Raw genomic sequence first — 13589 nt, forward strand, 5'->3', positions numbered from 1 at the left:
TCAGTTGGCCAGGGCAGCGACGCCGGCCTTGGCGATCTGGGCATCCTGCGCGGCGGTCACGCCGGAGACGCCGACCGAACCGATGACCTGACCGTCAACCACTACCGGCACGCCGCCTTCCAGCGAGCAGACCACCGGCGCGGAGAGGAAGGCGCTGCGGCCGCCGTTGACCATGTCTTCGTAACCCTTGGTTTCGCGACGGCCGAGGGCCGAGCTGCGGGCCTTCTCGGTGGCGATGTAGGAGGCGATCGGCGCACAGCCGTCCAGACGCTCCAGCGCCAGCGGGTGGCCGCCGTCGTCTGCGACGACGATGGTCACGGCCCAGCCGTTGGCCTGCGCTTCGGCACGGGCGGCGGCGAGGATGGTGGCGACTTCGGTCTGGCTCAGTACGGCTTTGCTTTTCATCTCGATTCTCCTGTCTTCGTAATTCGGTTGTTCATTGGCCGCCCGGACTGGGTGGCAGAACCATGAGGTATTGCTACTGCATCGATTCTTCGACCACTTCGATCCAGTGCTTGACCGGCGTACGCCCGGCACCATCGAGGTGGGTCTGGCAGCCGATGTTGGCGGTGACGATTACTTCCGGCTTGCCGCTCTCCAGCGCGTTGAGCTTGTTGTCGCGCAGCTGGTGGGAAATCTCCGGCTGGGTGATCGAATAGCTACCCGCCGAGCCACAGCACAGGTGCGCATCCGGCACCGCGGTGAGCTGGTAGCCCAGGCGGGTGAGCACGTCTTCGACCGCGCCGCCGAGCTTCTGTGCGTGCTGCAGGGTGCACGGGCAATGGAAGGCCATGCGCTTGTCGGCGCGCACATTGAGCTTTTCCAGCTCGGCGCTGCGCAGCACTTCGACCAGATCCTTGGCCAGCTCGCTGACCCGCGCGGCCTTGGCGGCGTAGGCCGGGTCATCCTTGAGCAGATGACCGTATTCCTTGACGAAGGCACCGCAGCCGCTGGCGGTCTGCACGATGGCTTCGGCACCAGCTTCGATGGCCGGCCACCAGGCGTCGATATTGCGCCGCGCCCGGTCCAGACCGGCATCCTGGGCGTTGAGGTGGTAGTCCACCGCGCCACAGCAGCCGGCTTCGCGCGCCGGGCTAACGCTGATGCCCAGGCGGTCGAGCACGCGTGCAGCAGCGGCGTTGGTGCTCGGCGACAGGCTCGGCTGCACGCAGCCTTCGAGCATCAGCACGCGGCGGCTGTGCATCACCTGCGGGCGCGGCTTGGCCGGGCGGATCTCGCGCGGCAGGTGATCCTTGAGCGAGGCCGGCATCAGCGGCTTCAGCGCGTTGCCGGCGCCCAGCAGAGCCTTGAACAGGCCGGGACGCGGGATCACCGTACGCAGGCCGCCGCGCACGATGCGCTCGCCCAGCGGGCGCTGCACCTGCTGCTCGATGAAGTCGCGGCCGATGTCCAGCAGGTTGTGGTACTTCACCCCGGACGGACAGGTGGTCTCGCAGTTGCGGCAGGTCAGGCAGCGGTCCAGGTGCAGCTGGGTGCTCTCGGTCACCTCGCCGCCTTCGAACATCTGCTTCATCAGATAGATGCGCCCGCGCGGGCCGTCCAGCTCGTCGCCCAGCAACTGGTAGGTCGGACAGGTGGCATTGCAGAAGCCGCAGTGCACGCAGGAGCGCAGGATGCTTTCGGCTTCCTCGGCGCGCGGCAACCGCTTGGCCGCTTCGCTCAGATTGGTTTGCATATCAGACCTCGGAATACATGCGGCCGGGGTTGAATATCCCCTGCGGATCCAGCGCTGCCTTGAGCTGGCGGTGATAGCGCAACAGCGGTGCCGACAGCGGCTGGAACGGATTGGTCGTGGCGCCTTCGCTGAAGCAGGTGGCGTGACCGCCGACTTCGATGGCGATGCCGCGGATGGTCACCGCGTCGGCATCGGACTTCAGCCAGCGCTGGGCGCCGGCCCAGTCCACCAGCTGATCGCCCGGCAGCGCCAGCACCGGCGTGTTGTTCGGCAGCGACAGGCGCCACAGCGGGCGCGGATCGGCAAAGAACGCCAGGCGCTGTTCGCGCAGGTCGTTCCAGTAGCCGGGGTCTAGACCCTCGCCACCGATACGCTCGCGCGCCGCGCCCACCGAGCCTTCGCCACCTTCCAGACGCAGGTGCAGCGCCTGGCCGTCATGGCTGGCGGCGCTGATCGGGATCGGCTGCTGGCCCCACTCGGCAAGCTTGAGCAGCGCGCGGTCGAGGTCGATTTCCAGACGCAGGCTGGTGCACAGGCGTGGCTTGGGCAGCACCTTGAGCGAGACTTCAGTAAGTACGCCGAGGCAACCAAAGCTGCCGGCCATCAGACGTGACAGGTCGTAGCCAGCGACATTCTTCATCACTTCGCCACCGAAACGCAGGTGCTTGCCCTGGCCGGTAATCACGCGCGAGCCGAGGACGAAATCACGCACCGAACCGCTCCACGGGCGACGCGGGCCGGACAGCCCGGCGGCGATCATGCCGCCAACCGTGGCACCTTCGCCGAAGTGCGGCGGCTCGCAAGGCAGCATCTGCCCGGCGGCATCCAGCGCGGCTTCCAGCTCCGTCAGCGACGTGCCGGCGCGAACGGTGACCACGAGCTCGGTAGGGTCATAGCTGACGATGCCGCGGTGCTCGCGGGTATCGAGCAGCACACCGTCGGCCTGCCGCCCGAGAAAGCTCTTGCTGCCGCTGCCCTGAATGCGCAGCGGCGTGTTGGCGGCAAGTGCCTGGTTGACCTGGTCCAGCAACTGCGCGCTGGCGTCGTTGGCGATTACGGACATCAGAAACGCTCCAGTTCAGGGAAAGGCAGCTGGCCGTTGTGGATGTGCATGCGGCCGAATTCGGCGCAGCGATGCAGGGTCGGGATGTTCTTGCCCGGATTGAGCAAGCCGCTCGGGTCGAAGGCCGCCTTCACCGCGTGGAACAGCGTCAGTTCGTCGGCGTTGAACTGCGAGCACATCTGATTGATCTTCTCGCGGCCGACGCCGTGTTCGCCGGTAATGCTGCCGCCGACCTTCACGCAGAGTTCGAGGATCTTGCCGCCCAGGTCTTCGGCGCGCTCCAGCTCACCGGGCTGGTTGGCATCAAAGAGAATCAGCGGGTGCATGTTGCCGTCGCCGGCATGGAACACGTTGGCCACGCGCAGGCCGAACTGCTCGGAGAGGTCGGAAATGCCTTTCAGCACGCCCGGCAGCTCGCGCCGCGGGATAGTGCCGTCCATGCAGTAGTAGTCCGGCGAGATGCGCCCGACCGCCGGGAAGGCGTTCTTGCGCCCGGCCCAGAAACGCACGCGCTCGGCTTCGTCCTTGGCCAGGCGCACTTCAGTGGCGCCGGCCAGTTTCAGCACTTCGCTGACCCTTGCGCAGTCGTCGTGCACGTCGGCTTCCACGCCGTCCAGCTCGCAGAGCAGGATGGCCTCGGCATCCACCGGGTAGCCGGCATGGATGAAGTCTTCAGCAGCGCGGATCGACAGGTTGTCCATCATTTCCAGGCCACCGGGGATGATGCCGGCGGCGATGATGTCGCCCACCGCACGCCCGGCCTTCTCCACCGAGTCGAAGGCGGCGAGCAGCACCTTGGCCACCTGCGGCTTGGGCAGCAGCTTGACCGTCACCTCGGTGACGATGCCGAGCATGCCTTCGGAGCCGGTGAACAGCGCCAGCAGGTCGAAGCCTGGCGAATCCAAGGCGTCGGAGCCGAGCGTCATGCGCTCGCCTTCGACGGTGAGGATGTCCACCTTGAGCAGGTTGTGCACGGTCAGGCCGTACTTCAGGCAATGCACACCGCCGGCATTCTCGGCGACGTTACCGCCAATGGAGCAGGCGATCTGCGACGAAGGGTCCGGCGCGTAGTACAGCTCATAGGGGGCCGCGGCCTGGGAGATCGCCAGGTTGCGCACGCCGGGCTGGACCCGAGCGAAGCGCCCAGCCGGGTCGACTTCGAGAATCTTGTTGAAACGCGCCATGACCAGCAGGATGCCCTGCTCCAGTGGCAGCGCGCCGCCAGACAGGCCGGTACCGGCGCCACGGGCAACCACCGGCACGCCGCGCTGATGGCAGAGCTTGAGCAGCGTCTCGACCTGCTCAATGCGCTCGGGCAGCACCACCAGCAGCGGCGCGGTGCGGTAGGCGGACAGCCCATCGCACTCGTAGGGCTTGAGGTCTTCGCTGCGGTGGAGGATGTCCAGGTCGGGCAACTGCGCCTGCAGCTCGGCCAGCAGGGCGGCCTTGTCGACCTTGGGCAACGCACCATCGACGCGTTCGTCGTAGAGAATGTTCATGGCAGGTTCCGGTTCTCGTGGGTTGCAGCCAGCGCGAACGACTGCGGTGGAATGACGCATCTTTAACGTCGAAGATGGTCCCCAGTCCATGACCTAGACAACTGGTCCTACCAGTTTTTTGTAGTCGCCCGATAAAAGGCACTACCGAATAGTCCTCCAGACTGCGCTGCTACTGGTATTCAGGCATTCAGGGTAAACTCCCGCCAAACTGGTCCTACCAGTGAGAGAACGAAGGACATGCAGAACGAAAACCACAATGACCGTCGTCAAGTCGCCGATGTCGTCGCCGAGCGTATCGAACGGCTGATCGTCGACGGCGTATTGAAGGTCGGCCAGGCGCTGCCATCGGAACGCCGCCTGTGCGAGAAGCTGGGCATTTCCCGCTCGGCGTTGCGCGAGGGCCTGCGGGTGCTGCGCGGGCGCGGCATCATCGAAACGTCCCAGGGCCGTGGCTCTTTCGTCGCCGAACTGTCCGGCAACCACGACGCCAGCCCGCTGATGCACCTGTTCAACTCGCAACCACGCACGCTCTACGACCTGCTGGAAGTACGCGCGCTGCTGGAAAGCGAGTCGGCGCGGCTGGCCGCCCTGCGCGGCACCGACGCGGATTTCGTGCTGCTCGGCCGCCGCTACGAGGAAATGCTCGCCGCCCACGCCAGCGAGGACGGCGCCGACCCCCGCGAGCACGCCCGCCTCGACCACGCGTTTCATCTGGCGATCTGCGAGGCCTCGCACAACCCGGTGCTGGTGCACACGCTGCAGTCGCTGACCGACCTGATGCTCAGCACGGTTTTCGCCTCGGTGAACAACCTCTACCACCGACCGGCACAGAAGCGCCAGATCGACCGCCAGCACTCGCGTCTCTATCACGCGGTGATCGAGCGTCTGCCGGAACAGGCCCAGCGTGCGGCACGCGACCATATCCACGGCATTCGCGACAACCTCAAGGAGATCGAGCAGGAGGAGCAGCGCCTGGTGCGCGCCACCATGCGTCTTGAAGGCTGGACCTGAGGCGTATGTAGCGTTTACCGAGCGCGGCTACAGCCTGGCCGGACAGCCCGCACCCGTGCCGCGCCCAAGTCGCATGCTAGACTCGCCGCTCTTTTCCGCTAGCTCTGACGCACCGTGTCCGAAATTCATGACTGGCTAAGTGCCGACCGCCTCCCCTCCCCCCTCGATCCCGCCCTGCACGACTGGCTCTACGTCGACAAGGGCTCGCTCACCCGCCGCCTGACCGAGCTGGCCGATGGCGCCTTCAGCGTGACGCCGCTACACGAAGCCTGGCAGCCCCTGCGCGCCGACGAGTGCGCCGCGCTTGGCGTTCCGGCCGACAGCGAGGGCTGGGTGCGTGAGGTCTATCTGTGCGGTCAAGGCCAGCCCTGGGTGTTCGCCCGCAGCGTCGCCGCGCGAGCGCAGCTGGAGGACTCCGGCCTCGACCTGCAGCGCCTGGGCAATCGTTCCCTGGGTGAGCTGTTGTTCAGCGATCCGCCCTTTGCCCGCGGCACGCTCGAGGCCTGTCATTACCCCGCGCGCTGGCTACCGGATGCGTGCCGTGTCGACGGCCTCTGGGCGCGGCGCTCGTGCTTCCGCCAGAATCGGCTCGGCGTGCTGGTCGCCGAGGTGTTCCTCCCCGAGCTGTGGCAGGCCGCCGCCGTCACGCCCTGAGCGCGCCGCTCTGCATGCCCCCTTCCGCCAAGGAGAGCCGTTGATGTATCTGAAACTGCTGCAATCGTGCAATCGCCTGCACCCGCGCGCCTGGGACTTCATCCAGCTGATGCGCCTGGACCGGCCCATCGGCACCTATCTGCTGTTATGGCCGACGCTGTGGGCGCTGTGGATCGCTGCCGAAGGCGTGCCCAACGCGAAGAACCTGTTCATCTTCGTCACCGGCGTGATCCTCATGCGCGCCGCCGGCTGCGTGGTCAACGACTTCGCCGACCGCAACTTCGATGGCCACGTGCAACGCACCCAGGCGCGCCCCATGGCCACCGGCAAGATCAGCTCGCGCGAGGCCTGGACGCTGTTCGCCGTGCTGGTGGGCCTGAGCTTCGGCCTGGTGCTGCTGACCAACGCGACCACCGTCTACCTGTCCTTCGGCGCCCTGGCGCTGGCCGCCTGCTACCCGTTCATGAAACGCTACACCTTCTATCCGCAGGTGGTGCTCGGCGCGGCCTTCTCCTGGGGCATGCCGATGGCCTTCACCGCGGAGACCGGCAGCCTGCCGCCCGAGGCCTGGCTGTTGTTCATTGCCAATCTGCTGTGGACGGTGGCCTACGACACCTACTACGCCATGGCCGACCGCGAGGACGACCTGAAGATTGGCATCAAGTCCACCGCCATCCTCTTCGGCGAAGCGGACCGCGTCATCATCGTCACCCTGCAGGGCCTGGCGCTGTTCTGCCTGCTCCTTGCCGGCGTGCGCTTCGAGCTAGGCCAGTGGTTCCACCTCGGGCTGGTGGTCGCCGCCGGCTGCTTCGCCTGGGAGTTCTGGAAAACCCAATCGCGCAAACCGCAGATCTGCTTCAAGGCGTTCCTGCACAACCACTGGGCAGGACTGGCGATCTTGGCGGGCATCGTGCTGGACTACGCTACCAAGGCTTAAGCCCAGGCGCGCCGGGCTAGAGCGCCGGAGCACGGCAGCCTGTTGCCGTCTGCCTGTCACATGGCTGCAATAATTCCGTTATCTAATGCCGGACGACAAGAACAGACCCGAGGCTTGACCATGAACGGCAAGAGCATACTGATCGTCGATGACGAGGCGCCGATCCGGGAGATGATCGTCGTCGCCCTGGAAATGGCCGGCTATGACTGTCTCGAAGCAGAGAACACCCAGCAGGCCCACGCGCTGATCATCGACCGCAAGCCGGATCTGATCCTGCTTGACTGGATGCTGCCCGGCACTTCCGGCATCGAACTGGCCCGCCGCCTCAAGCGTGACGAGCTGACCGCAGACACGCCAATCATCATGCTTACCGCCAAGGGTGAAGAGGACAACAAGATTCAGGGCCTGGAAGTCGGCGCCGACGACTACATAACCAAACCCTTCTCACCGCGCGAGCTGGTAGCGCGCCTGAAGGCCGTGCTGCGCCGTGCGACGCCGGTGGACAGCGAATCGCCGATCGAGATCGGTGGCCTGCTGCTCGACCCGGTCAGCCACCGCGTCACCATCGACGGCAAACCGGCCGAAATGGGCCCCACCGAATACCGTCTGCTGCAATTCTTCATGACCCACCAGGAGCGCGCCTACACCCGCAGCCAGCTGCTCGATCAGGTCTGGGGCGGCAATGTCTATGTCGAGGAGCGCACTGTCGATGTGCATATCCGTCGGCTGCGCAAGGCGCTCGGTGAGGCCTACGAGAACCTGGTGCAGACGGTACGCGGCACCGGTTATCGTTTCTCCAGCAAAAGCTGAGCGCGCCGGGTGAGCATGCGTCCCAGCGTCATCCATCCCATCATCGCCACCTCTCTGGAGTGCATCGGTTGAATCAGGACTGGCAAGGAGCCCTCGTGCGTCGCCTGCTGCTTCTGCTGGGCGGCTGCCTGCTGCTGGGACTGCTGACCGGCGAATATGCCTGGGCGCTGGTCCTTGGCCTGACCGGCTACCTGATCTGGACCCTGCGCCAGCTGCTGCGCCTGCAGCGCTGGCTGCGGCGTGCCGACCCGGACGAAGCGCCGCCGGATTCGGCCGGCATCTGGGGCGATATCTTCGATAGCCTCTACCAGCTGCAGCGCCGCGACCTGCGCCTGCGCGGCGAACTGCAAGGCATCATCGATCGCGCCCAGGGCTCTACCGCCGCACTCAAGGATGCGGTGATCATGCTCGACAGCGATGGCAATCTGGAATGGTGGAACCCCGCCGCCAACCGCCTGCTGGGGCTGAAGAAGCCGCAGGACGCTGGTCACCCGATCGGCAACCTGGTGCGTCATCCGGCCTTCAAGGAGTACTTCGACGGCGGCAACTATGACCAGCCGCTGGAGCTGGCCTCTCCCGTCGATGACCGCATTCGCCTGCAGTTCAACATCACTCGATACGGCAACCGCGAGCACCTGCTGCTGGTCCGCGACGTCACCCGCCTGCACCAGCTGGAGCAGATGCGCAAAGACTTCGTCGCCAACGTATCCCACGAGCTGCGCACGCCGCTCACCGTCATCGCCGGCTATCTGGAAACCCTGCTGGAAAACGCCGATGCGGTGAACCCGCGCTGGCTCCGGGCGCTGCAGCAGATGAATCAGCAGGCCGGGCGCATGCAGCACCTGCTCAACGACCTACTCCTGCTGGCTCGTCTGGAAACCAGCAGTCGCCCGACCGACAACCAGCCGGTGGCGGTGGGCCTGCTGCTGCAATCGATCATCAGCGATGCCCGCGCACTATCTGGCAGCCGCGGCCACCTGATCAGCCTCGATGCCGACCCGGCGCTGCTGCTCAAGGGCAGCGAGACGGAGCTGCGCAGCGCCTTCTCCAACCTGGTGTTCAATGCGGTGAAGTACACACCCGATGGCGGCAGTGTGCATGTGCGCTGGTGGGCCGACGAGGTCGGTGCGCACCTCAGTGTCGAGGACAGCGGTATCGGCATCGAGCAGAAGCATTTGCCACGCCTGACCGAGCGTTTCTACCGCGTCGACTCCAGCCGTGCCAGCAGCACCGGCGGCACGGGACTGGGGCTGGCCATCGTCAAGCACGTGCTGCTGCGCCACCAGGGCCGCCTGGATATCAGCAGTACACCTGGCCAAGGCAGCCGCTTCTCCTGCCACTTCCAGAACAGCCAGGTGTCCGAACGCTGACCCGCTGCCAGCGCGAGCCGGAAAAATCCCGGCTCATCGCTTGAAAAGCCGGCCCGCCGCCGCCATCCTGTCGCGATCATTGGCTACCCGACCCCTTCATGGACCCCTCCCCCAGTTACGCCGCCTCGTCCTATTTCGCCGATTTCGGTCTGATTCTCTTTGCCCTGTTCCTCGTGCTGCTCAACGGCTTCTTCGTTGCCGCCGAGTTCGCCATGGTCAAGCTGCGCTCCACCAAGGTGGAAGCGATTGCCAGCCGGCACGGCTGGCGCGGGCACATTCTGCGCACCGTTCACGCTCAGCTCGACGCCTACCTTTCGGCCTGCCAGCTAGGCATCACACTGGCTTCGCTCGGCCTCGGTTGGGTCGGCGAGCCGGCGTTCGCGCACCTGCTCGAACCGCTGCTGGCCAGCATCGGCATCCAGTCCCAGGCGCTGGTGCACGGCATCGCTTTCTTCACTGCCTTCTTCATCATTTCCTACCTGCATATCGTGGTTGGTGAGCTGGCACCGAAGTCTTGGGCGATCCGCAAGCCGGAGCTGCTATCGCTGTGGACGGCCGTTCCGCTGTACCTGTTCTACTGGCTGATGTACCCGGCCATCTACCTGCTCAATGCCAGTGCCAACGCCATTCTCCGCATTGCCGGCCAGGGCGAGCCGGGGGCGCACCACGATCATCACTACAGCCGCGACGAGCTCAAGCTGATCCTGCATTCCAACCGCGCCCGCGACCCCGGCAACCAGCAGATCCAGGTGCTGGCCTCGGCGGTGGAAATGAGCGAGCTGGAAGTCGTTGACTGGGCAAACTCCCGCGAGGACCTGCTGCAACTCGAGCACGATGCGCCGCTGAGCGAGGTCCTCGAGGTCATTCGCCGCCACAAGTACAGCCGCTACCCTGTCTACGACAACCAGCAGGGCGAGTACGTCGGCTTGCTGCACATCAAGGATCTGCTGCTGGCGCTGGCCGCCGATGATCACCTGCCCGAGCACTTCTGCCTGAACGAGCTGCTGCGCCCACTGGAACGGGTGTCCAAGCACATGCCGCTGGCCAGCCTGCTCGAGCAGTTTCGTCAGGGAGGGGCGCATTTCGTACTGGTCGAGGAAGGCGACCACAAGGTGATTGGCTTCCTGACCATGGAAGACGTGCTCGAAGTGCTGGTTGGCGACATCCAGGACGAACATCGCAAGACCGAACGCGGCGTGCTTGCCTACCAGCCCGGCAAGCTGCTGGTCCGCGGCGACACCCCGCTGTTCAAGCTGGAGCGCCTGCTGGAGATCGATCTCGATCACGTCGAGGCTGAAACCCTTGCCGGTCTGGTTTACGAGACGCTGAAACGTGTCCCCGATGAAGACGAAGTGCTTCAGGTCGATGGCCTGCAGATAGTCATCAAGAAGATGCGCGGACCGAAGATCGTCTTGGCCAAGGTCCTTCGTTTTCCGGGATAGATCGCCCGCCATTGCTGGCCAACCATAGTTACCTTTTCGTTTACATACCGCTCGCTAATCCTTGATTTACAAGTATTAACGACCGCCCATCGTGATACGCAGAATTATTTTCAGACAGCGCCAGTCCACGCCATAGGCGGCTCGCTTGAGCCGCCACCGATTTCTTATCGAATGACGATGGAGCTTCCCGCATGCGCATCAATGGTTTGACTACCACAACCGCCTTGGCCCTGTGCCTGGCAGCCACCTCCCAGGCTTTCGCTCAATCGGCCACCGGCCCGATCTCCACGTTCGGCGTCATTGGCTCGCACAATCAGTACAAGCTGACCGTGAACGACGAAAGCGACAAGGAGCGCCTCAACCAGGGCGGGCTGTACTACAACTTCGGCAACAAGATGACCGGACAGGAAGGCTTCATCTACCAGGCCGGAATCGAAGGTCAGTACCGTGAAAAAGACGATGTGGAATATCTGTCCGCTCGCGCCGATCTCGACCTGGGCCTGCGCGCAGCCCTGAGTACCAACAACTATGTCGACCTGATTGTCGGCGGCGGCTACGACTGGGGACGCATCGAGCAGGATGACGTGCGCGTCGGCATATTCGAGGAAGACGTCAAGCTGACCACCCGCTCGCCATTCGCCAAGGCAGGTATCGGCTACAACTACCTGACGCCCGACTACACCGTGCGCCTTGAAGTGGGCGCCCGCTATTCCATTGAAGCGGACAGCAAGCTGAAGGTTGGCGGCGAAAGCGACACCGTCGACCTCAAGGACAAGGTCAACCCCTACGGTGAGCTGAGCGTGCTGTGGAACAAGGGCATCAACAACATGCCAATCAGCACCAGCCTGTACTACACCCAGACCCGCTACGAGATCGACAGTGACAGCGAGTTTGCCGAAAACAGCAAGCTCAAGCAGGAACAGGTCGGTTTGAAGGTCGGCCTGGCATTCTGAGTTGCTGAAATTGCCGACCTGTCATAAACGGACCGGTGAGCGGCCAGCGCGGCTACTCACCCCCCACGGCGAAATTCGGCAGGCTGTTGACCGGCTGCGAGAAGTCGAAGGGAATCGACTCGATCGCCAGGCCGACGTTGCGCTGCACCACGAAGTGCAGGTGCGGCCCGGTGCTGTTGCCGGTATTGCCGGAACGCGCGATACGCGTACCACTCTCGACGCGCTGTCCCTCGCGCACCGCTACCGACCCTTTCATCAGGTGCAGGTAGACGCCCATGGTGCCGTCGTCATGCATGATGCGCACGAAGTTGCCGGCCGGATTGTTGCCCCGCCCGCTCTGCTCGTTCTCGATCTTCACCACCATGCCGCCGCGCGCGGAGACGATGGGCGTGCCTTCGGGCATGGCGATGTCGACCGCATAGCGGCCCTTCGGCGTGAAATGGCTGTACTGGCCGTTGGCGCCCTGGGTCAGGCGGAACGGACCGCCGCGCCATGGCAGCGGATACTTGTAAGGTTTGGGCAGCAGGCGCGGATCGCCTAAGGCATGGCGAAGCTTGGGCGTGTATTTGAGTGGCTTGCTGGCATCGCGCGGGGCCAGCGTGGCCAGCCGAATCTGACTGCGCGGCGGCAATACCCAACGAATCGGCTTGGCCGGTGCGCCGACGGCATTGACGACGTTTTCCAGCTTCAGCTCGATATCGACCGGCGCGAACAGGTCGTTACGCACCAGCAGCGTCTCGCCCGCCGCGTGCTTGCGGGTTTCCAGTTTGACCTGGGTGTCGAGCTTTTCCACCATGCGGTCACTGAAGACGAAAACCTGCGCGCCAGGCGCAGCCTGGTCGCTGTAGGTCACGACCCCATTGGCGTCGGTGTATTTGTAGATGGTCAGGGCCAGCGCCGGCGTAGCCAGCAGCGGCAGCCCGAGCAACAGAAGAATGCGCCCCAGCATAACGGCAGTTTCTAGTGGTTATAGTGTTGGAGCGGGAAGACTAGCAGTGCCGAAGAACCTGTGCGAGCCACCGACCGTCGGGGTGTGATGCTCGTCAGTTTGTCTGCGTGGCCAGGCGCCGAACGGTCACCTGGCCGGGTCGAATCAGGCGCCTGGAACGAAGTGCCGCTGCGCGGTACCACGGGCGATCAGGCGCGACAGGTAGTCCATCTTCTGCGGATCGCGATCAACGAAGCGGAACGACAGCTGCAGCCACTCGCTGTCGGGCTTGGGTTCGAACGCGGCGACGGCATGCAGGTAGCCATTGAGACGGGCGACCTCACCGCCCTCGCCCTGCTCGAGATCGAGCACGGCGCTTTCCAGCACCTGCGGCAACTGCTCGCCGCGTTTGACCACCAGCAGCGCTTCCTTGAGGCTCAGCGCCTTGATCACGCAGGCGACACTGCCGTTGGCCAGGCGCAACTGGCCCTGCCCGCGACCAGACGCGGCACCGGCTGGTGCGCTGGCAGGCGCTGCACTGGGCTGAATCAGCGGCGAGGCCTTGGCGTCGGCGGCCGGAGCGGCGGGTCGTACCACCTCGGCCTTGCCGCCCGTCAGCGCGGCCAGCGAGTCGTTGGCCATGCCGGTCGCCAGAGTTCGCGTCGGCGCGCTGGCGGCCAGGGCATCCAGCTTGCCGGCGCGGCCGAGGGCCTTGCGTACCTTGCTGGTGAGCTGTTCGTTGGAAAACGGCTTGCCGATGAAATCCGAAACGCCGGCCTGAATGGCCTGTACCACGTTCTCCTTGTCGCCACGGCTGGTGACCATGATGAACGGCGTGGTCTTCAGCGCATCCTGCGTGCGGCACCAGGTCAGCAGCTCCAGACCTGACATCTCCGGCATTTCCCAATCACAGAGGATCAGGTCGAAGCGCTCACGGCTGAGTATTTGCTGGGCCTTGCGCCCGTTGACCGCATCCTCGATGCGAATGCCGGGAAAGTGACTACGGAGCGCCTTCTTCACCAGATCCCTGATAAAGGGCGCGTCATCCACCACCAGCACACTGACCTTGCTCATCCTTAACTCCTGCTCGAATGCCGGCAAGCATAGCCGCAGGATCGGATCGACAAAAGCACGAGTGGCCATTGCCCGTGAAGTTGTTGCGCCCGATCAACCCAGCGACGCGGGTCACGGGCGGGACATGCCCCCGCGGCCACGGCATACTTGCG

The 13589-nt window shown here is 64.7% G+C and carries 13 protein-coding genes; 7 read left to right on the forward strand and 6 right to left on the reverse strand.

Annotated elements, in window-relative coordinates:
* From CW305_RS13065 to glcD, 4 genes are all read right to left on the reverse strand, one after another.
* Positions 1 to 405: a heme-binding protein gene (locus CW305_RS13065; protein ID WP_015278494.1), complete on the reverse strand. Its 405-nt coding sequence runs from the start codon at positions 403 to 405 to the stop codon at positions 1 to 3.
* Positions 406 to 478: 73 nt separating this feature from the next.
* Positions 479 to 1696, reverse strand: a complete 1218-nt coding sequence (gene glcF / locus CW305_RS13070) for a glycolate oxidase subunit GlcF (protein ID WP_104098087.1) — start codon at positions 1694 to 1696, stop codon at positions 479 to 481.
* A 1-nt stretch (position 1697) separates the two neighbouring features.
* Positions 1698 to 2759 (reverse strand): glycolate oxidase subunit GlcE, encoded by a 1062-nt coding sequence (gene glcE / locus CW305_RS13075; RefSeq protein WP_104098088.1) that lies wholly within the window; start codon positions 2757 to 2759, stop codon positions 1698 to 1700.
* Positions 2759 to 4258 (reverse strand): glycolate oxidase subunit GlcD, encoded by a 1500-nt coding sequence (gene glcD / locus CW305_RS13080; protein WP_042927862.1) that lies wholly within the window; start codon positions 4256 to 4258, stop codon positions 2759 to 2761. The genes glcE and glcD overlap by 1 nt, the downstream gene beginning before the upstream one ends.
* A gap of 237 nt (positions 4259 to 4495) precedes the next feature.
* Between glcD and glcC the strand changes: the two genes are divergently transcribed.
* From glcC to CW305_RS13115, 7 genes are all read left to right on the forward strand, one after another.
* Positions 4496 to 5269 (forward strand): transcriptional regulator GlcC, encoded by a 774-nt coding sequence (glcC, locus tag CW305_RS13085; protein ID WP_041015224.1) that lies wholly within the window; start codon positions 4496 to 4498, stop codon positions 5267 to 5269.
* 114 nt (positions 5270 to 5383) lie between these two features.
* Entirely contained in the window at positions 5384 to 5923 is a 540-nt protein-coding gene (locus CW305_RS13090; RefSeq protein WP_003297912.1) for a chorismate--pyruvate lyase family protein, read from the forward strand.
* A gap of 43 nt (positions 5924 to 5966) precedes the next feature.
* Positions 5967 to 6860, forward strand: coding sequence for a 4-hydroxybenzoate octaprenyltransferase (gene ubiA, locus CW305_RS13095; protein ID WP_023444555.1), 894 nt, complete (start codon positions 5967 to 5969; stop codon positions 6858 to 6860).
* A gap of 120 nt (positions 6861 to 6980) precedes the next feature.
* Positions 6981 to 7670 (forward strand): phosphate regulon transcriptional regulator PhoB, encoded by a 690-nt coding sequence (gene phoB / locus CW305_RS13100; RefSeq protein WP_003283304.1) that lies wholly within the window; start codon positions 6981 to 6983, stop codon positions 7668 to 7670.
* Between the two features lie 68 nt (positions 7671 to 7738).
* Positions 7739 to 9040, forward strand: coding sequence for a phosphate regulon sensor histidine kinase PhoR (gene phoR, locus CW305_RS13105; RefSeq protein WP_044314423.1), 1302 nt, complete (start codon positions 7739 to 7741; stop codon positions 9038 to 9040).
* Positions 9041 to 9138: 98 nt separating this feature from the next.
* Positions 9139 to 10482 (forward strand): hemolysin family protein, encoded by a 1344-nt coding sequence (locus tag CW305_RS13110; protein WP_023444552.1) that lies wholly within the window; start codon positions 9139 to 9141, stop codon positions 10480 to 10482.
* 191 nt (positions 10483 to 10673) lie between these two features.
* Positions 10674 to 11435 carry an outer membrane beta-barrel protein gene (locus tag CW305_RS13115; protein WP_042927857.1) on the forward strand — a complete coding sequence of 254 codons (762 nt, stop codon included), beginning with the start codon at positions 10674 to 10676 and terminating at the stop codon, positions 11433 to 11435.
* Between the two features lie 52 nt (positions 11436 to 11487).
* Here CW305_RS13115 and CW305_RS13120 read toward each other — a convergent pair whose 3' ends face one another.
* Complete coding sequence (locus tag CW305_RS13120) at positions 11488 to 12384, reverse strand: peptidoglycan DD-metalloendopeptidase family protein (RefSeq protein WP_023444550.1); 897 nt, start codon at positions 12382 to 12384, stop codon at positions 11488 to 11490.
* 144 nt (positions 12385 to 12528) lie between these two features.
* Positions 12529 to 13437: a response regulator gene (locus CW305_RS13125; protein ID WP_023444549.1), complete on the reverse strand. Its 909-nt coding sequence runs from the start codon at positions 13435 to 13437 to the stop codon at positions 12529 to 12531.
* Positions 13438 to 13589: the final 152 nt, after the last annotated feature.

The sequence above is a fragment of the Stutzerimonas kunmingensis genome, assembly GCF_002929225.1.
Lineage (GTDB): Bacteria > Pseudomonadota > Gammaproteobacteria > Pseudomonadales > Pseudomonadaceae > Stutzerimonas.